General features: G+C 62.7%; 15 protein-coding genes and 2 pseudogenes. 5 read left to right on the top strand and 12 right to left on the bottom strand.

From position 1 onward, the window contains the following. The first annotated feature begins 44 nt into the window (after positions 1 to 44). The gene (locus tag A9K68_RS05150) at positions 45 to 1,124 is read left to right on the top strand and encodes a mechanosensitive ion channel family protein (protein WP_065009871.1); all 1,080 of its coding nucleotides are present in this window, start codon (positions 45 to 47) and stop codon (positions 1,122 to 1,124) included. Positions 1,125 to 1,358: 234 nt separating this feature from the next. Continuing rightward, complete coding sequence (locus A9K68_RS05145) at positions 1,359 to 1,592, top strand: hypothetical protein (RefSeq protein ID WP_065010223.1); 234 nt, start codon at positions 1,359 to 1,361, stop codon at positions 1,590 to 1,592. 232 nt (positions 1,593 to 1,824) lie between these two features. On the opposite strand, the gene A9K68_RS05140 is transcribed toward A9K68_RS05145, so the two are convergent. After that, positions 1,825 to 2,883 carry an aminopeptidase gene (locus A9K68_RS05140; protein WP_065010254.1) on the bottom strand — a complete coding sequence of 353 codons (1,059 nt, stop codon included), beginning with the start codon at positions 2,881 to 2,883 and terminating at the stop codon, positions 1,825 to 1,827. Positions 2,884 to 3,150: 267 nt separating this feature from the next. Here A9K68_RS05140 and A9K68_RS05135 point away from each other — a divergent pair, with 267 nt between their 5' ends. Further along, positions 3,151 to 3,810 carry a L,D-transpeptidase gene (locus A9K68_RS05135; protein WP_065010255.1) on the top strand — a complete coding sequence of 220 codons (660 nt, stop codon included), beginning with the start codon at positions 3,151 to 3,153 and terminating at the stop codon, positions 3,808 to 3,810. Positions 3,811 to 3,820: 10 nt separating this feature from the next. Next, complete coding sequence (locus A9K68_RS05130; RefSeq protein ID WP_065010224.1) at positions 3,821 to 4,333, top strand: OmpA family protein; 513 nt, start codon at positions 3,821 to 3,823, stop codon at positions 4,331 to 4,333. 698 nt (positions 4,334 to 5,031) lie between these two features. Here A9K68_RS05130 and A9K68_RS31580 read toward each other — a convergent pair. From A9K68_RS31580 to A9K68_RS05115, 3 genes are all read right to left on the bottom strand, one after another. Beyond that, entirely contained in the window at positions 5,032 to 5,589 is a 558-nt protein-coding gene (locus A9K68_RS31580) for a hypothetical protein (protein ID WP_065010226.1), read from the bottom strand. A gap of 524 nt (positions 5,590 to 6,113) precedes the next feature. Next, positions 6,114 to 7,838, bottom strand: a complete 1,725-nt coding sequence (locus A9K68_RS05120) for a hypothetical protein (RefSeq protein ID WP_203546887.1) — start codon at positions 7,836 to 7,838, stop codon at positions 6,114 to 6,116. A gap of 336 nt (positions 7,839 to 8,174) precedes the next feature. Next, entirely contained in the window at positions 8,175 to 8,813 is a 639-nt protein-coding gene (locus A9K68_RS05115) for a DNA-3-methyladenine glycosylase (RefSeq protein WP_065010228.1), read from the bottom strand. Between the two features lie 156 nt (positions 8,814 to 8,969). On the opposite strand from A9K68_RS05115, the gene A9K68_RS05110 reads away from it, so the two are divergent. Further along, positions 8,970 to 10,118: an amidohydrolase gene (locus A9K68_RS05110; RefSeq protein ID WP_065010256.1), complete on the top strand. Its 1,149-nt coding sequence runs from the start codon at positions 8,970 to 8,972 to the stop codon at positions 10,116 to 10,118. Between the two features lie 38 nt (positions 10,119 to 10,156). On the opposite strand, the pseudogene A9K68_RS05105 reads toward A9K68_RS05110, so the two are convergent. The 8 genes and pseudogenes from A9K68_RS05105 to A9K68_RS05070 all read right to left on the bottom strand — a co-directional run. Then, positions 10,157 to 10,613, bottom strand: a pseudogene (locus tag A9K68_RS05105) (ATP-binding protein); the annotation flags it as partial. 294 nt (positions 10,614 to 10,907) lie between these two features. Continuing rightward, positions 10,908 to 12,064 (bottom strand): annotated as a pseudogene (gene ampH, locus A9K68_RS05100) (D-alanyl-D-alanine-carboxypeptidase/endopeptidase AmpH). Positions 12,065 to 12,528: 464 nt separating this feature from the next. Continuing rightward, a complete protein-coding gene (locus A9K68_RS05095; protein ID WP_065010230.1) occupies positions 12,529 to 14,028 on the bottom strand; it encodes an ATP-binding protein in 1,500 nt (499 codons plus the stop codon). Between the two features lie 105 nt (positions 14,029 to 14,133). Beyond that, a complete protein-coding gene (arsK, locus tag A9K68_RS05090) occupies positions 14,134 to 15,366 on the bottom strand; it encodes an arsenite efflux MFS transporter ArsK (RefSeq protein ID WP_065010231.1) in 1,233 nt (410 codons plus the stop codon). After that, positions 15,363 to 16,796, bottom strand: a complete 1,434-nt coding sequence (locus tag A9K68_RS05085; protein WP_065010232.1) for an NAD(P)-binding domain-containing protein — start codon at positions 16,794 to 16,796, stop codon at positions 15,363 to 15,365. Before A9K68_RS05085 ends, arsK begins: the two co-directional genes overlap by 4 nt. A gap of 49 nt (positions 16,797 to 16,845) precedes the next feature. Next, positions 16,846 to 17,166 carry a metalloregulator ArsR/SmtB family transcription factor gene (locus A9K68_RS05080; RefSeq protein WP_065010233.1) on the bottom strand — a complete coding sequence of 107 codons (321 nt, stop codon included), beginning with the start codon at positions 17,164 to 17,166 and terminating at the stop codon, positions 16,846 to 16,848. 75 nt (positions 17,167 to 17,241) lie between these two features. Next, positions 17,242 to 17,661: an arsenate reductase (glutaredoxin) gene (gene arsC / locus A9K68_RS05075; RefSeq protein ID WP_065010234.1), complete on the bottom strand. Its 420-nt coding sequence runs from the start codon at positions 17,659 to 17,661 to the stop codon at positions 17,242 to 17,244. Further along, positions 17,658 to 18,347 carry an MIP/aquaporin family protein gene (locus A9K68_RS05070; RefSeq protein WP_065010235.1) on the bottom strand — a complete coding sequence of 230 codons (690 nt, stop codon included), beginning with the start codon at positions 18,345 to 18,347 and terminating at the stop codon, positions 17,658 to 17,660. Before A9K68_RS05070 ends, arsC begins: the two co-directional genes overlap by 4 nt.

Below are 18,347 nucleotides of genomic sequence, written 5' to 3'. Positions count from 1 at the left end.
AAGGCACTGGCTGGGTGTTGATGGCCACATCGGGAGGTGAACCCATGGAACCGCGCGCCAAGGAACAGGAGAACCTTTCCCGACTCGAACGGGCCGCGCAACAGACTGCTGATCCAGAAACTTTGGAACAGAAGGCGAAAAAGCCCGAGGAAAAATTCCGCTTCAGCCTTCGCAAGCAAGATGTCTGGTGGACGGTTGGTTTCGCTGCCGCCGCCTTGCTGCTTTTTGGCATCCAAGTCCTGATCAATTGGCGCTTAGAATGGCTTGATGCGTCTTTGCGCGTTCGCGTGCTGAACTACGTCAGGGGCGGCCTTCTCATTTTCGTTATGCTGACCGTTGCCAATGTTATCGAAGTCTTTCTCATTGGCCGAATTCCCAATCGTGTTTCGCGTTTCAACCTGCAACGTATTTTTCGATTGGTCGTCGTCGTCGCCATCGTCTTCGTGGCCATTTCGGTCTTATTTGTGAACTGGTACGCTGCGGTTGTTTCACTCGGCCTGATTTCACTGATTCTCGGCTTTGCGCTGCAAATGCCGATCTCCAGTTTCATCGCCTGGATTTATATTCTGGCCAGGGCGCCTTATCGCGTTGGCGACCGCATTCGCATCGGCGATGCCCATGGCGATGTCATTGATGTCAGCTATCTCGACACGACGTTATGGGAATTCGGCGGCGAACATCTTTGGACCGATCATCCAAGCGGACGCGTCATCAAGTTTCCGAACTCCACCGTGTTTGACACGCCGGTCTTCAACTATTCCTGGCCGCTGTTTCCCTATGTCTGGAACGAAATCAAGTTCCAGCTCGCTTATGAAAGCGATCTGGAATTCGTAGCGAAAACCATGAGAGAGGTCGTTGACGAGCAGATCGGCGACATCATGAGCCAGAAGGTGAAGGTCTATAAGCACATCCTGTCACAAACGCCGGTGGACGAACTCGAAGTGAAGGAGCATCCCGTGGTTCATTTTCGCGTCAGTGAAAACACCTGGCTCGAGGCCATCGTGCGTTACCTCGTGCCGCCGAAGGAAGCGGGGCGCACCAAAACACGCTTGATCAAGGAAATGCTGGCGCGAATGAATGCAAAACCCGATCGCGTGCTGTTTCCGAAGAGCAATTTGAGGTGAACTTCCTCACGCCCGCCCGCGTCGCGGCAGGCAAGCCCGGACACTCGAACGTGTGCGTCCTATCCTCCTCACTCGTTCGTCTCGACATGGCGTGCGTCTCCGACTCAGGCGGAACCCATGATTCACAACCGACCCCAAGGAACACTGTTGCCGCCCATCTAGCCGTCTTATCGGTATCGGCGAAGCCGCTGATCTGTGGTAAGCCGCCGCCCGAATAGCCAAAGGAGTACACCCGTGAGCGAGCCGACCGTGGCCGAGGCGACCGACAGCATCTATGCATCGCTCCGGGCGAACAATGCCGACATCGACGCACATATCGCGGCGCTCAAAGCAGCGCTGGCGCGAGAGGGGGTAGAACAAGCGGTGTTCGATCCAACCAGGCTGGCGCAGAACAACCGTTCGGGCCGCAAGCTAATGCAGGCTTATTTTCGGCAGCGCGGCGTGAGCGTGAGGTTTTCGGCCTCGTAGGGGCGCACACTGAGGCGCCACGGCCCGCCGGCAATCATTGTGGTCCAAGATCCCGCGGGGAGTTCAGGCGAGTCCGCTTTTGGCTTCTGTAGGCCGACATGCGGCTTCCGGCCCCGCCGACCTCAAAGTACCTAGGAAATCGGCCGACAAATGGTCAATTCAATCACCTGCGCCGGCTTGCCGAGCACATCAGCGACCGATTCGCCGCTTCTGGCCTTCGGATTTGACCGGATCAATCGCATGAATCTGCCGCCTTGAGCGCTTCGGCGCGGTCAGATTTGTCTAACGCTCCTATCCGTCGAACCGACGCGAAGAATCGTGGATAGTCGCCCGAACACAAATCGAACAAGCGGAGAAACGTCGCCACCCGATCGCCGTAGACGGAAGTCGCGGCGAGCTTCGCGTTGTTAATCGGAGAATCGAACCAGACATCGTATCCCCGGTATCCACGCCAGCGACTGTCGCGCATCTCTCGGTAGCGCATCCGCAGCCGTTCGATCGCGGCTATCTTTGCGGCCCGCTTCTGCTCAGAGGTAGCGCTGTCGTCATAGACGTGCCTTAGCTCGTCTTGGGTCTGCGACACCAGCGCAAGAAATTGAGCTCTGCGCCTCCGGTCGGCTTCGTAACGGCGCAAACCGGCAGTATCCCCATTCGCGCGCAGCCATTTTCTTACACCGGTTGTTTCGACAGCGGCAGCGAACGCTTCGTTGAACGCGGAATCGTCCTGTACGTAGACGCGCTGGTGGGCCAGCTCATGGAACACCAGCCCTGCAAGACCCGCTTCATCTTGGCTGAGCATGGTGCTTAGCAGCGGGTCACTTGACCAGCCGAGCGTGGAATATGCAGTGATGCCCGTCACATAGACGTCCAGGCCCTGTCTCTGAAGTTCGACAGCGGTTTCAATTGCAGACCTTTTGGAGAAGTATCCTCGGTACGGAACGCATCCGAACACCGGAAAGCACCATGTTCGTGGCGTCAGCGAGAATTCCGGCGCTGCGAAGATGGCCCATGTCACCGCGTCCCGACCAACGTCAACATAGCTGCGGTAGCTATTGTTGTCCGGCAGCGCTAATTCATCTATCGCAAACTGTCGGATGGCATTCGCCGATGCCATTCGAGCGCGCAATGTCCCAGGGGTCGAAGGATTGTCGATCAGCTCTCCGACATCCTGGCGCGCCGCCATGATCTCCACGTGACCCTTCAAGGATTGTGCGTAGTAGGAAATGCTGGTGCAACCTGCCACGCCGGACATCGCGATCATCGCAGCAAGCGAACGAAAAACAGCATGCATCATGCCCACGGCATCGCTCACACGTCCGGATAGGGCAAATGTCGCAACTACGCCCGGTCCCAAACAGTCGCGCCAATTTGGTTAAGATCCTGGATGGGGTTTAGGTTAGACGTTCGTCCTCGGCAAGATTGCCACAACGGTCACTCGCCGCCAAATTGCCGAATGTCCGGACATGGCGGACTGAAGCAACGCAGCATTTTCCACTTTGAGGCGAAGTAATTCTCAACTATGGTGCGCCAGGCTTTTGGCATGGGGGGAAAATTGCCGATGGTTTTATCACGCAGGGGTGTCGTGCTCGGCGGCCTGGCGATGGTCGCGGTGGGTGCAACCAGCAATATTGCTCAAGCCGCGGCGGCAAAATCCTTTTTCGCCGGTACCGCCAGCGACAACAATTTTGTCTATCGCAAGACCAACTTCGCCAAGATCGACAAGAGATGGCATCGCCAGATCGTCAAGTATTTCAGTAGCGAGCCGGTCGGCACCGTCGTGGTCGATACCCGCCACCACTTCCTCTACGTCATCATGGAAAACAAGACCGCCATCCGCTACGGCGTCGGCGTCGGCAAGGACGGCTTCAAATGGTACGGCCGCGCGACGATCGACCGCCGCGCGCTGTGGCCGCAATGGGTACCGCCCCCCGAAATGCGTAAGCGCAAGCCGGACCTACCGCACATGGTCGCAGGCGGCGCGTCCAACAATCCGCTCGGGCCGCGCGCGCTCTATCTGCACCGCAACGGCGCCGACACCGGCTACCGCCTGCATGGCACGCTGGAGCCATGGAGCATCGGCACCGACGCTTCCAGCGGCTGCATCCGGATGTTCCCGGAAGACATCATCGACCTCTACCAGCGCTGCCCGATCGGCACAGCGGTGCAGGTCCTGCCGCACATCGCCGACCAGGCGCCCGCTTCCACCACTGTCGAATGATTGGCGCCTCATGAACCGCATGATTGAAAACACGCGCCGGCTGCTCGCCGCCGGCCTGCTGGTGCTGGCCGCATCCTGCTCGACCAGCAACACGCTGGCCCCTTCCACGCCCAACATCACCAACACCGAGGTTGCCGGCTTCCAGAACGTGCAGCCGGGCAGCGAGGAGGATTTTATACTCAATGTCGGCCGCCGCACCTATTTCACGCAAGGTTCGGCCGCGCTCGATTCTGTCGCCAAGGCCACCCTCGACACCCAGATCGCCTGGTTAGCAAAGCATCCGCGCTGGCTGCTCAAGCTGCAGGGTTTCGCCGACGATCCCGGCGCAAGTGAAACGGCGCTGTCGCAGCAGCGCGCCGATGCGGTGATGGACTACCTCGCCGCCGGCGGCATAGACCGCAACCGCATGTGGGCCAAGGGCTACGGCAAGGACAGGCTCGTCCGCGACTGCCCCGACACCGCCTGCAGGTCGCAGAACCGCCGCGTTGTGTCTAATTTGCGCGATGAGAGGGACGAGCCGTAGGGGGCTGCTGTTCTGCTTGTGACCCGAAGCAGAGTCTCACACGCGACGGCGGCATGGCTGCTTTGCGCCGCATGTCGGTCGTTGAGTAGACCCTAGCCGCATCCAAAAGCCGACATCCGAGTGAACAGGCGAGGCGGCACGTTTGCACACAAGCGGACGTTCGGCTGTAGCCACTCAACCCTTTCCAGCAGGGGTGTTTCAACGAAGCTGAAATGGGCGTCGTTCCGTCGCACTCGCCGCCGGCTTCATCTCCGTCAAATCCGTCCACACCGCCTAGCTCGCTCGAAGCAGAGAAGATTCAGGGCGTCACCTCGATAAGAATAGCCGTTCGAAGGCAGGCTCGCTCTCCTGGACCAAATGGCTGCGCCCCTCCATCGCAACGAACCGTGCGTCCCGTATGCCGGCCGCCACCTAGCGCCCGCTCTCGAGCGGAGCGATGAGGTCGCCGCGGACGTGCATTACGAGGGTCCGTGCCTGCACCCGAGACAGGAGATCGCGCACGTCGAGGTCACCTACCGTTTCGAAGTAGCGGACCGCGCACTCGGGCGAGGTCGTCCGCCGCTGAAGCTCGTTCCAGACGTCCGCCTGCTCCTTTGTGGCGTCGGGCATGAACTGCGAGGTGAACATTGGCGGAAGACTGGCTCATCCGCACCCAAAACACATCAGGGTTGCCATGGCGTCTCGCTTCGCCCCTGCTCTCAGGCGAGCGTTTGCAAGCGCCAAGCGCGAACCCGCCATACAAGATGAGGTGCGACACCCGCTCGGGATAGCGCTCCGCGAAGGCAATCGAGACCGCACAGCCCTGCGAGACGCCGAGCAGGGCAAAGCGGTCGAGCGTCGTCCACCACAGCCTTAAGATCGCTCACCCATGCGTTGAGGGAGACGTCCGGTACATCCCAATGCGAGAGGCCGTTGCCGCGAGCGTCGTAGCGGATCAGCGTGTTGCCTCTCGCCAGCCGCTCCAGAAAGGCGCGCCATACCGGGCTCTCCCAATCGTATTCGAGATGGTTGAGCCAATTGGCCGCCTTCACGATCGGCGGTCCCGTGCCGACCTTGGCCCAGGCGAGGCGCACGCCGTCGGGGGCACGGCAATATTCGATCTCCTGCTGCAGGGCGGCACCGCGTATCGAGCGAGCCGCGGCCGGTTCTTCACGTTGGACGAGGTAAGTCCTAACCGGCCAAGCGATGTTCTTGACCGATCTTGAGCCTCGATCCTCAAAGCCGCAATTCAGCTTGCCCTCGACTTCGTCGTGCACTTTGCCGGAGATCAGGATGCCGCCCGCTGGCGCGAGTGCTTCGAGGCGGGCAGCGATGCATCGGAATGCCTCACGAGCTGAACCACCTACGGTGGCATTGCATTTGCACGGCGCCTACCATCGATCAGCATTGCGCGGCGAGCGTTTCTTGAGTTGGGGCGATCGTCTCCGCGCAGCCGGCAGATCCCGTCGGCCCGCCGGTGATCACGTCCGGCTACGAGGGTTGTGGTGTGCTTGGATTGACCTTTACAGCTTCACCGTCACGCCAACGTACTAGCGGCCGCTCTGACTGCCCATTCCCGGACAGTCCCAGCAGTACGCTGATTGGCTTTTACCCAACCGCGTGGCCGGACCCCAGAGGGATAGCGACCGCTCATGGTGGAAAGCGGAATGGCAGCTATTGATCGACACTGAAAACGATCCGGACATTCAGACCGCGCGACACCCCGAATGGGCCAGCCCATCATCCATCCTGTCGCCGGACGTAGCTCTGTCCCCGAAGATTCTTCTTCCCGTTTCGGCGATCAATCCCGGCGCGGATCGTAAGGCTTGGCGGCCCGTTGAGCGACGCGCTCGCGGTACCTCGCGTCGGTACCACCTCGGTTTTCTGGCTTGGTAAGCGTTTCGACAGGCTTCCCGAGGACGACCAGCAGCGTGTCCCATTCTTCCTGGCCGAGCGTCTTGTAGCGGTACTCCAGACCCGGCGAAGCCAGGAGCTGCTCGATCTCAGGCCGCGCGAAAGAGGCCGCAGGGCCAATGCGGCGAAAGCCGCTTCGCACGGCATCGGTAGCCGCGGTCAGGTCGCTGAAGCCATACTTGCCCGGATCGTGGACGGAGTACTCGCGCAGCATCCGCAACAGGTCGGGCACGGCATCGACGCCGCGGTCGCCCTGGCGCTTGATCAGGCCGGTGGCAAAGCGGCTGACCGCCGGATCGGCGAGAATCTCGCGCTCTTCCGGCAGAGGATCGGCGTATGCACCTACAGGGAGGCCGGCCAGGGCATTGATCCAATGGCGCGCCTCCTTCTTGTCGGTGGCCGCGAGGTAGCGGCGGGCGGCGAGCCGCCGCAGACCGGCGGAGTCGCCATCGACCTGTTTGATGATCGCCCACAGCCCGTCTGAGGATCGCACCCGCGGATCCTCCAAGATGCGAACCAGCAGACGGCGGTCGCTCTCGCCGAGCGGCTGGTCGTTCGCGCGGAACGAGTCCATCCACTGATTGGCGAGCGCGAACGCGGGATCGCTCACCGGCTTACGCGAATCGTCGAGCGCTCTGGCAAGTTCCTCGCGCGTTCTCGTTTTCGCCGCTTCCATATCCACGCCGCGCGAAACGCTGGTGTGGTCGAGTAGCAACCGGTTGACCGGAACCTCGGCGTACATCCTTCCGTCACCGAGCCGCCGACGCGCCCAGCCGAACCGGAAGGTCTCGATCCCGCCCGAAGTCCCGATCAGCATCGGCGCCGCCGGGGCAAAGATCGACAGGATCGACTGCCGCAGCAGCACCTGTTCACCGGCGTCGGTGATGGTGAGCGCCTTGCGGTGGGGTGCGGAGGGTTCGAGCGACCAATCCACCCGTCCCCATCGGGGCTTGGCATCGGGCACGGCAGGGCCGTCCTCGATCGCGATGGTGAAGTCGGGTTCGAGGGCGTCGTCGCTTTGCAGCAGCGCCTTGCCCTCTGACATCATCAGGTTCCATTCGGCTTCCAGCGCGCGCTGAGGGGCGAGCGGATCGGAGGCATCGTAGCGCCACTCTTCCAGCAGGCCATGCCCGATGACGGTGCTTCGTTTGCCGGGCGTCGAGTCCGGCACGATGCGATAGGTATTGGAATGACCGCGAGGGGTCTGGACGCGGACCGAAGTGACGCCCGGGGTCTTGAGCAAGGCCGCGCACAGTGCATCGCAACGGCCCTCGAACGGGCGGGCGAGGAGAATGTCGCCCTTGAGCGCAATCGGTGCGCTCGCCTGAATGTCCGGCTCCTTCAGGCTGGCCAGCATGCCCCTCGCCCAGGTGAGGCCTGGCTGGGGGATGGTCCAGAACAGTGCCAGCGTCGCAGCGCCCGACATGACGTTCAGAGAAACCCCTGAAAGGAAAGCTCCGAGCAGCAAGCGGAACAGCGCGAAGGCGACGCCATACATGAAAGCCGTTGGCATCGACGCGAGGATGATCCCCGGGATAATCAGGAAACTGCCGATGATGACCAGCCAGGGCATTGTCAGCGCCACGAACGCGCCGATGCCGGTGATGATCAAGTAAGTCTTCAACCACATGCACGGAACCTTACCGCGCAGGACTCAAAAAAATGATAAAGCTACTGTTCTCGGGTCGGTGCCGTCTTTCGGCATCCGTCCGTTGACGAATCTCGTTACGCTCACCTCGAAAAGCTGTCGATCGTCCGCCTTTGGGGCTCTGCCGCCTCCCACCAGATGACGGACTCGAAGTCGCAAGAGGAACGTCAGCTTTCTAACGCATCGCGCCCGAAACCGGAAGGACAGCAGACGGCCCATTGCGGGTTACCACATAAATCGCACTCGATTGTCCGCTTCTGGGCGCAATCAGACTCCGATGCTTTACCTGCAACTCTGCTACTACCGCTGCCCCTGGCTCAGCGATCTTGGGCCGCTGACAAACGCACTCCCCCTGACATAAAATCGCAATAGCCGATCCGCGTCCTTCGAAATGCCGATCCTAATGCTCTTCCCGATTTCGCCTGCTTTGTGGTCGTCTCGTGCCAGCCATAGCGGGCCTTCCCGGCAAAGATCGAGCCCGTCGAGCGAACGGTCGATTCGCAACGCGGCAGCCAGCCTACCCGGTCCTCGCGCCAGGTCGCGCAAGCGTTCGACGCCGCGATGGAACCGCATGACTCCCACGCCTTCGAGCGGCTCGAGCGCCCTGATCAGCACGCCGGTTCCGATCCCAGCCGTCTCGCTCGAAACATTCAGCATGTATGAGAGGCCATAGGCGAGATAGACGTAGGCGTGCCCGCGCTCAAGAAACAGCGAACGGTTGCGCGGGGTCATTCCCCGGTAACCGTGCCCGGCGGCATCGCCGGCGACATAGGCCTCGGTCTCGACAATGCGGCCGCTGACGATGCCTTCCGGCAACGCCCGCACCACCAGCTTGCCGATGAGATAGTGGGCAAGAGCGGCCGTATCTTCAGGCAGCTCCGCGCGGGCGAGCGGCGGATGATCATGTCGGCCAGGCTTCACGGCATCCGCTCGACCCATTGTGCGCGAGAAGGCCCAGGCTCGAACGGATCGCCGAAATACTGGTTCTTACAACCCAAGGGCACTCCGAGCTCCCGGTCTTCCATTTCGAGACTCGTTGACCCTGGAGCAATGGCTGCTTTTGCTTAGAATGGAGCGCAAACGGAGTTGGAACACGTGACCCTTACCAATCGAGACATCGTCGAGCTTATAGCGTGGCGGCGCAAGCTGCACCAGAACCCCGAAATCTCGAATGAAGAGGAGAAGACCGCTAAAGAGGTCGCCGACTTCCTTGCCGATACGGGGCCGGACAAGGTGCTGACCGGATTGGGCGGGCATGGCGTGGCGGCGATCTACGAAAGCGGCAAGGCGGGGCCGACGGTGATGTTTCGTTCGGAACTCGATGCGCTGCCGATTTATGAACTTTCTGGCGTAGATCATGCATCACTCGTGCCGGGCAAGTCGCATATGTGCGGCCATGACGGACATACCGCGATCCTGGCGGCACTTGGCCGTCAGTTGGGGCGCGAAAAACCTGCCCGCGGTCGCGTCGTGCTGATGTTCCAGCCGGCGGAAGAAACCGGCAATGGTGCTGCCGGTGTCGTCGCCGATCCGCGCTTTGGGGAGATCGCCCCGGATTTCGCCTTCTCGCTGCACAATCTGCCGGGCGTGCCGTTCGGCGAGGTGCGGCTCAAGACCGGAGTGGTGAACTGCGCTTCACGCGGCATGCGCATCGTGCTAGAGGGCAAGACCGCGCATTCGTCCATGCCCGAGACCGGCGTCTCGCCGATGATGGCAATCAGCCAGTTGATGCCGGCACTCCCGGCACTTGGCAGCGGAACTTTTGCCGACGACAACTTCAGCATGCTGACCGTCACCCATGCCGCGATGGGCGAAGCGGTGTTCGGCATTGCGCCCGGCCATGCAGAGGTCTGGGCGACGCTGCGCACCCGGCGCGACGAGCGCATGGCAAACCTGTGCGCCGCCGCTGAATCGCTGGTCACACAGATCGCTGGCCAGCATGGCCTTTCTGCCCGGTGGGACTATCAAGAGATATTTGTGGCCAGCGTCAATGCGCCGGACGCCGTAGAGCATCTGCGGCGAGCTCTCGATGAAGAAGGCGTCGTGCACGGAGAAGAAGCCCTGCCAATGCGTGCTTCGGAAGATTTCGGCTTGTTCGGCCACAGCGCCTCGTCGGCGATGTTCTTCCTGGGTGCGGGCGAGCGGCACCCTGCGTTGCACAATCCGGACTATGACTTTCCGGACGATTTGATCCCGATCGGGTCGAAAATATTCATGCGAGCGGCGCGCAATCTTCTGGGCTGACCTCATCTTCTGGCTGAGCCCGGGCGCCCCATCCGCCCTCACACAGCCAAACGCCCCTGCTCGGCCTCCGCCGCATTAGGGTCGCCCGGTGCGGTCGCCCAGGCCAGTTCGACGAGCGTCACCGTCCGCCGCCCAGTCCCGTCGAGTTGGCAGACGATGAGGCCCTGCTCCTCGATATAGGTCAGCAGACGCCGGGCACGGCGCAGCGAGTGTGAGCCATAGGCGCGGGCAATTGCTGCGTCGCTCGGGCAGGGCCAGCCCTCCTTCGCTGCGCGGGCGATCATCATGAACATACCCTGCATAGTCCTCGGGCAGCAGCGAGGCGCACCGAGACATCCTGCCAGGCATCATTCCCTGCCATATCGGAACCCAAGCCGGCGCGGGCGCGCGTCAGCATGCGGCGGAAGGCGGGCAGGTCAGGCACAACCTAGGCGAGGCCTCTATGCGGCCGCGGACCACGAACTCCTGATAAAGCACGCCGATGACACGGAACCCGCGTCGGGTTGCGCCAGGAGGCGGCTGATGCTGTCGGGACTGCGAGCAGCGCGGCATTCGCGGTCGGCTACGAAAACGGGATGCCAAAGAGTCGAGAGGCAGAACCTTGGCCGCCGCTTGAGCAGGCCGTGAGCAGCGATGAAGCGGGTCGGCGCCGGCAAGTCCTCAGCAATGGATAGCTAAGCGGTCGGCCGGAAATAGCCGTTGTCGCGCTTGCCTGGCCGCGAAACATGCCGTCCGTCAGGCCCCTCCACAGCATTAATGATCGCGCACGTTCTACCGATAAGCGCGAAATCAGCGCGGAGCGATCTCTGCGACGAGATCGTTCGTCGTCTTAACCCCGGCCATGAAGCCGGCGGCATTGAATTCGTTCATGACGAAGAAAGCGCCGACGCCGCGTGTCGGTGCAATCGCAACATAGAGAAACATCCCTTGCAGGCCGCCGCTCTTCTGGAGGATGAGCGGGCGATGCTCGTTGGGGAGCATGATGACCCATCCGAGACCCATGGCGTCCATCGGGCCGCCGTCATCCAGTCCCACTACCGACGCGAGCCCGTCCCGGTACAAAAAAGCCGCGTGGTTCACGAGGCGGAACTCGGCGTCGGCCGCGGAAGGCTTGTTGTCGACATGCCAGTTCATCCAGCGCAGCAGGTCGTCCGCGGTCGAGTACAACCCACCGGCGCATTCCATGGCTGTGCTCGTCGGCACGATGGGCATGGCGCTGCCATCGAAGTTATGGCCCTGCATCAGGCGCGGTTCATCCTCCGGTCTTGGGTTGAAAACCGTGTCTTTCATGCCGAGGGGATCGAGGACACGCTCCCGAAGAACCTCGGCATAAGGCTTTCCAGAGACATTCGCGAGCGCCGCTCCGAGGAGGTCGTATCCGAAGTTTGAATAGAGAACGGCGGTGCCCGGCGCGAACAGCAGCGGATTGTCCTTGAGGGCGGCAATCTGCGCCTCTTTCGTGTTGGTAGAGAAGGGGTCGGAGGGAGGCGCCTCGGCCACTGGCACCTCCCGCGGAAGGCCGGAAGCTTGCGCGACGAGATCGATCAGGCGGAGGGCGCGGCCATCTTTCTCCGGGAGCGTGACGTCCCAGCCAAGGCGATCCTGCAGCCGGTCGGTGAGCTGTACCTGCCGTCGATCGCGAGCGAGGAAAGCACATTGCCGCAGAACACTTTGCTCACGGACGCGATTCGGAACATTGTGTCGCCGTCGGGCACTTTTTCACTTCCGTCGGCAATCTTGCCGAAACCCGCCAAGGCCGTCTCGCCGTTGCGCACGGCGCCGAAGATCAGGCCAGGCACTTCAGTGGAGAGATACAGGATCGTACCGTTGAACTGCACCGCTTCCGTCAGCAGCTTGTCCTCGGCATGTCCATAAGAGGGAAGGGTGACGGCTGCGATTGCCGTCAAAGCGATGGCCACAAGTCGGCGCGATCGAGACAAACGCATCGCCAAAATCCTTTGATAAAGCTGCAGAATAAAATCTTCGGAAAAAGGGCCGGGCGTAGTATCTTACCATCTCTCCAGAAGCAGGAGATGTCAACAGAATGAACCGAAGGGGGTAATAGGCGGCGGTAGCGTAGTTTCGGCGGATATTTGCGCTACAGTCCTGCCGTATTTCTTGTCCTTCGTCAGTTGATCGGGGCTGATCTCTTTATTAGCAAACCGACCCGCGGGTAATTTAGAACATATGTAAAGCGCCGTCGGCAGGAGGGAGTGCTGTAGCATCGAAGAACTTACAATAGGCGGATCTGCGTCGCGCCAATTCGTCGTCGTATGATGAAGACCGGGCAGATGAGCTGTGGCGGGCCAGCGAGGCCCTATCTGCGCAAAAAAGACTCGCCGCTGTACCTGCCGCTTGGCAATACATCGCCTTGATGCGTGGCATTCCCTTTGCGCACTCGGCCGCCGCCTCACACAGCCAAACTGCCCTGCTCCGCCTCCTCGGCGTTGGGGTCGCCCGGTGCCGTTGCCCAGGCCAATTCGACGAGCGTCACGACCCGCCGGCCGAGACCGTCAAGCTGGCATACGATCAGGCCCTGTTCCTCGATATAGGTCAGCAGGCGCCGGGCGCGGCGCAGCGAGTGCGAGCCGTAGGCGCGGGCGATCGCCGCGTCGCTCGGGCAGGGCCAGCCCTCCTTCGCCGCGCGGGCGATCATCATGAACACACCCTGCATATCCTCGGGCAGCAGCGAGGCGCGCGCCGAGACATCCTGCCAGGCGTCATCCCCAGCCATGTCGGAGCCGAGGCCGGCGCGGGCGCGCGTCAGCATGCGGCGGAAGGCGGGCAGGTCCGGCACGACTGAGGCGAGGCCCTCGATTCGGCAGCGGACCACGAACTCCTGATAGAGCACGCCGATGACACGGAAGCCGGCGTCGGGCTGCGCCAGCACGGCGCGCAGGACCCGGTCCACCCGCTCCCGCCGCTCCGCCAAGTCCTCGGCGCTGATCGGCGGCTCCACCGGTTCGGGGCGGATTTCCAGTGCCGCCGATTTCGCCGCCATCAGCTGGTCGAGCAGGTCCGGCGACGACCGGCGCTGCGGCCGGACAGTTTCCGGCGGCGGCGCTGCCAGGATGATGGCGCGGGCATCCTCCAGTGCTGCTTCCGGCAGCGGCATCAGCCGCGGGGTGCCGTTGCGTGGACTTGTATCGGTCGGGCCGATGCGCAAGCCCAGCGGTCGGCGCGACAGCGCCGGGCCGAGCGCCATGAACTGCCCGCGCTCCAGGTCGCGGAAAGCCTCGGCCTGCCGCCGCTCCATGCCCAGCAAGTCGGCCGCGCGGGCCATATCAATGTCCAAAAAAGTTCGGCCCATGAGGAAATTGGAGGCTTCGGCGGCGACATTCTTGGCGAGCTTGGCCAGCCGCTGGGTGGCGATGATCCCGGCAAGCCCGCGTTTGCGGCCACGGCACATCAGGTTGGTCATGGCGCCGAGCGAGAGTTTGCGCGCCTCGTCCGAAACCTCACCGGCGACGGCCGGCGCGAAGAGCTGCGCCTCGTCCACCACCACCAGCATCGGGTACCAGTGGTCGCGGGCGACGTCGAACAGTCCGCCGAGGAAGGCAGCGGCGCGACGCATCTGGTTCTCGGCGTCGAGCCCTTCGAGATTGAGCACCGTGGAAACGCGATGGATGCGCGCCCGCTCGCCGGCGCTCTGCAGGCCGCGCTCGGTATGCTCCTCGGCATCGATTACCAGATGGCCGAAACGGTCGCCCAGCGATACGAAGTCGCCTTCGGGATCGATGATGGTCTGCTGCACCCAGGGGGCACTCTGCTCCAGCAGCCGGCGCAGCAGATGCGATTTGCCGGAGCCCGAATTGCCCTGCACCAAAAGGCGGGTCGCCAGCAGTTCCTCAAGATCCAGTGCCGCCGGGGCGCCTGCGGTCGTGTGGCCCATCTCGATCGCAACGGTCATGTCTCGACTCTCCTTGGGGAGAGGGCTTATCAACCGCATCACAGCCCGTCGAGCGCCCATGGCCGACCGCTCGCTGTTGCGCACAGCTGTACGCTGCACGCGACGTCAGTTCGCCGAGGTAAGCATCACGCGATCATGCGCGAGAGGCTGCCGCCTGATCAGGATGATTGCCGAGAAAGCCAGTATGCCGAGCATGCCGACCGCAGCGGTCAACCAGAGCGATGGTTGGACGCCGATGCCTGCCATCGCCATGGCAAGGGCAAAGGGCGCAAGCGCTGAAGAAAACTGACGCGCGGCCGTCACCCAGCCGAGCCGGGCGCCGTAGCGCTCCCGCCCGAACAGTTCCAGGGGCAGCGTGCCGCCGACGATGCTGGCGAGGCCCGAGCCCAATCCAAACAGGATGACGAAGGCGATGGCGCCTGGCAGCGATGGTGTCATCGCCAGCAGGACGACAAGGCCGAGCGGCAGCAATGTCGCGCCGATCACCGCGAGCCAAGTCTGTGCCAGCCGGCCGCCGAACAGCATGTTGATCAACCGGCTCGCCACCTGGGAGGGCCCGAAAAGCGTGGTTACGACGAGCCCGGCGGAGCCAAGCCCGAGCGCCGTCGTCAGCGGCACCATGTGAACGAGAATCGAGGACAGCACGAACCCCTCGATCGCGAAGCCGCCAAGCATGAGCAGAAACACTCTGCTGCGGTCGCGTGGCGTGAAGGCACGGCCTGCCGGCGCGACGGCCGCAGGTGTCGGTGAGGCGCTTTCGTCTGTCCGACGCGACAGCCGTGCCAGCCAGGCATGGATAGGCAGGCAGATGGCGACATTGATGCCGGCAAAGACCAAATAGACCTCGCGCCAGGTCAGGTGTTCGTGCAGCGCAGCCGTCAACGGCCAGAACAGGGTGGAGGCGAAGCCGGCGATCAGCGTCAGATGGGTGATGCTGCGCTGCGCCCAGGCTCCGCCGATCTGGACGATCGCGACGAAAGCGGCGCTGTAAAGCACGAAGGCGGACGCCAGCTCCATCGCCACCAGAGCCAGCACAAAGCTCACCCGGCCGGGTGCTAGCGCGCAAGCGACGAGCGCTGCTGCGGCAGCAAGCGAACCAAAGGTCATCACCCGGCCGGCGCCGAAACGATCGGCCCAGCGCCCGGCTGTCGGTGCAAACAGGCCACCCACCAGCAGCGACGCCGACAGGGCGCCGAAAACCCATTGTTCCGGCCAGGCGAATTCGAGCGCGATCGACGGCACCAGGATACTGAAGCTGTAATAGAGCGTGCCATAGCCGATGATCTGCGTCAGCCCCAACGCCCAGAGCGCGGCAGCCGGGATCTTCCGGTCGCTCATCGAGCGGCGATCTCGAGATCGCCGCTGCGCACTGCTGCGATCGCTTGCGTGCTGCCGCAGCCGCAGCCTGACTTGCCGCTCGCCTTCGCCTTGGCGTCGTCGACACAACAGGCATCGACAGCAGCCGGCGCCGGCCCGCCGCAGCAACCCTGGGACGACGCGCCTGAAAGTGACGCCGGCACAGTGCAGACGCCGGTCTCGGGCAACTCCAGCTGCACGGCATCGGCCGCAGCCATGTCGCCGGCGAGCGCCGCGGCGACCGAGCGGACCTGCTCATAGCCGGTCAGCAGCAGGAACGTCGGCGCCCGGCCGTAGCTTTTGACGCCGACCGTGTAGAAATCGGGCTCGGGGTGGCTGAGCTCGCGATGACCATGCGGCGGGACATCGCCGCAGGAATGTTCATTGGGGTCGATGAGCGGCCCCAGCGCCTTGACGCCTTCGAGCCACGGATCAAGGTCCAGCCGAAGCTCGCGGGTCAAGGTGAGATCAGGGCGCTGACCGGTCGCGGCGATAATCCTGTCGACGGGGCCGAGCGTGCGCAATCCGTCTTTTGTCTGGCCTTCGACAACCAGGCGGCCGTCGACCTCGCGAATGGCAACCGTGGCAAAGCCCGTCACCAGCCGCACGCGGCCGCTCTCGGCGAGATGCCGGACATCCGAACCGAGCTCGCCCCGCGCCGGCAAGGCGTCGGCATCGCCGCCGCCGTAGATGCGGACAAGGTCGGTGCCGCGCGTCACCCAAAGTGCCGAGGTGCCCGGTTCGGTTTGCGCAAGCTCCATCAATTCGAGCAAGGCATTGGCAGCGGAATGGCCGGCGCCCACGACCAATGTCGTGCGGCCTGCATAGAGATGACGGTCCCGTCCGAGGACATCCGGTATGCCGTAGGCAATGCGGTTTCCAAATTCCTTCTCACCTTCGGCCGGCAAGCCGCCCGCACCGAGCGGGTTCGGCGTTTGCCAGGTGCCGGACGCATCGATGACGGCACGGGCGCTGTCCCGGCGCGTGCCCTCGGCGGTTTCGACCAGAAGCAGGAACGGCCGCGTCTCCCGCGCCTTGCTCAACACCTTGTCGGCTCCCCACCGGGAAATGGCGACAATGCGGGCATTAGTCTCGATCGACGGCGCCAGTTCGGAAAGCTTTGCCAGCGGCGCGAGATACTGGTCGACGATCTCGCCAGCCGTGGGGAACGCCTCCGGCTCCGGCATCTGCCAGCCGTGGCTCTCGAGAAGTTTTCGGGCGACCGCATCGACACAATAGCGCCACGGCGTGAAAACCCGCACATGACCCCAATCCAGAAGGTTCGACCCGACCGCGGAACCAGCCTCGTAAACCTTGACCGAAAGGCCGCGGCTTACAAGTTGGGCGGCAGCCGCCAGGCCGACCGGTCCGCCGCCGATGATGGCGACCGGGAGTTTGCTGTTGGGAACCATGATGCACCTTCTGTGCTTCTAGGATTATAGAAATATAGGCCAAAAAGAGTTACGCAGCAGCCTCGCCGACAGCCAGGCCGCATACGGCATCGGCACAACATTCATCGGCAAGAAAGCCGAGGAGATCGTTCATGACAGGGTAATTGGCACGGCAGATCAGCGTCGTTGCCTGGCGTTCCTGGGTGACCAGGCCGGTCAAGACAAGCCGGTGGAGATGATGCGACAGGGTCGACGCAGCGATGCCGAGGGCTTCCTGCAGATAACCGACCGGTCGTCCGGTTTCGCCTGCCCTCACCAGCGTGCGATAAAGCTTCAGCCGCGTCGGATTGCCTAGCGCCTCGAGCTGTTTTGCTGCTTGTTCGAGTTTCATGGAAATACGCTAGCTCCCGCTGCCGGGTGTCGTCAAGTTCTATTTCCAAGATTATCGAAGAACTGGATTATACCTTCAGACGCGCCGCCCCGATGCATCGATCACCACTTCGCCGTCTTCCTTGGTGAACGGCCCGATATCCGGATTGGGCAGGATATCGAGAACGGCTTCGGACGGCCGAGCAAGCATGGTGCCGAGCGGCGTCACCACGATCGGCCGGTTGATCAGGATCGGATGCGCCAGCATGAAATCGACAATCTCGTCGTCGGTCCATTTGGGATCGCCGAGATTGAGCTCGGCGTACGTCGTACCCTTCTCGCGCAGCAATTCGCGCGGCGTCATTCCCGTCGCCTTGATCAGCTCGACCAGCCGTTCGCGCGACGGCGGGTTCTTCAGATACTCGATCACATCAGGCTCTTCGCCGGACTGCCGGATGATGGCGAGCGTGTTGCGCGAGGTGCCGCAGTCGGGGTTGTGGTAGATGGTGATGGTCATTTCGCGGCTCCCATCTGTCTGATTGGTTTGGGCTCGCTGAGCAGCCATCCTGCCAAGGCCATGGCAAGCAGCGCGCCCAGCAGCTCGGCGACGATGAACGCCGGCAGGTCAACAGGACGGATGCCCGCGAACGTGTTTGAAACCGCTCGCGCAATGGCGACCGCCGGATTGGCGAACGACGTCGATGCGGTGAACCAATAGGCCGCGGTGATGTAGAGGCCGACCAGCCAGGGAATCGCATCCGAACGGAAGCGAAGTCCCGCCAGAATGGTGAAGACCAGGCCGAAGGCGGCCACCAACTCCGCGAGCCATTGTCCGTTTCCGGTCCGCACGGTTTGCGAGATCTGTAGAATCGGCAGTTCGAACATGGCGTGCGCCAGCAGCGTCCCGGCAACGCCGCCGACAAGCTGGGCGATGACATAGGCCAGTGCGGCGTTCGCTTCGATTCCCCGCCTGAGGGCGAAAACCAGCGTCACCGCCGGATTGAAATGCGCCCCCGAAATCGGTCCGAGTATGGTGATCAACACCACCAAAGTCGCTCCAGTCGGCAAGGTGTTGCCGAGCAGGGAAACAGCGACGTCGCCCGTCAGCCTGTCGGCCATGATCCCGGACCCGACAACCGTCGCGACAAGCATTGCCGTGCCGAGCGCTTCCGCGACAATGCGACGGGACAGGTCAGCCGCCAT

This window comes from Mesorhizobium sp. AA22, from assembly GCF_001672375.2.
GTDB lineage: Bacteria > Pseudomonadota > Alphaproteobacteria > Rhizobiales > Rhizobiaceae > Mesorhizobium > Mesorhizobium wenxiniae.
The sequence above is the reverse complement of the archived record's forward strand: the minus strand, read 5'-3'. Positions and strand labels throughout refer to the sequence as shown.

Bases quoted from the DNA above. Each gene is read 5' to 3' on its own strand.
- A9K68_RS05140 (WP_065010254.1), bottom strand. From the start codon at position 2,883: ATGCATGCTGTTTTTCGTTCGCTTGCTGCGATGATCGCGATGTCCGGC.
- A9K68_RS05095 (WP_065010230.1), bottom strand. From the start codon at position 14,028: ATGACCGTTGCGATCGAGATGGGCCACACGACCGCAGGCGCCCCGGCG.
- A9K68_RS05150 (WP_065009871.1), top strand. From the start codon at position 45: ATGGAACCGCGCGCCAAGGAACAGGAGAACCTTTCCCGACTCGAACGG.
- arsK (WP_065010231.1), bottom strand. From the start codon at position 15,366: ATGAGCGACCGGAAGATCCCGGCTGCCGCGCTCTGGGCGTTGGGGCTG.
- A9K68_RS05135 (WP_065010255.1), top strand. From the start codon at position 3,151: ATGGTTTTATCACGCAGGGGTGTCGTGCTCGGCGGCCTGGCGATGGTC.
- arsC (WP_065010234.1), bottom strand. From the start codon at position 17,661: ATGACCATCACCATCTACCACAACCCCGACTGCGGCACCTCGCGCAAC.
- A9K68_RS05085 (WP_065010232.1), bottom strand. From the start codon at position 16,796: ATGGTTCCCAACAGCAAACTCCCGGTCGCCATCATCGGCGGCGGACCG.
- A9K68_RS05080 (WP_065010233.1), bottom strand. From the start codon at position 17,166: ATGAAACTCGAACAAGCAGCAAAACAGCTCGAGGCGCTAGGCAATCCG.
- A9K68_RS05070 (WP_065010235.1), bottom strand. From the start codon at position 18,347: ATGGCGGCTGACCTGTCCCGTCGCATTGTCGCGGAAGCGCTCGGCACG.
- A9K68_RS05115 (WP_065010228.1), bottom strand. From the start codon at position 8,813: ATGGGTCGAGCGGATGCCGTGAAGCCTGGCCGACATGATCATCCGCCG.
- A9K68_RS05130 (WP_065010224.1), top strand. From the start codon at position 3,821: ATGAACCGCATGATTGAAAACACGCGCCGGCTGCTCGCCGCCGGCCTG.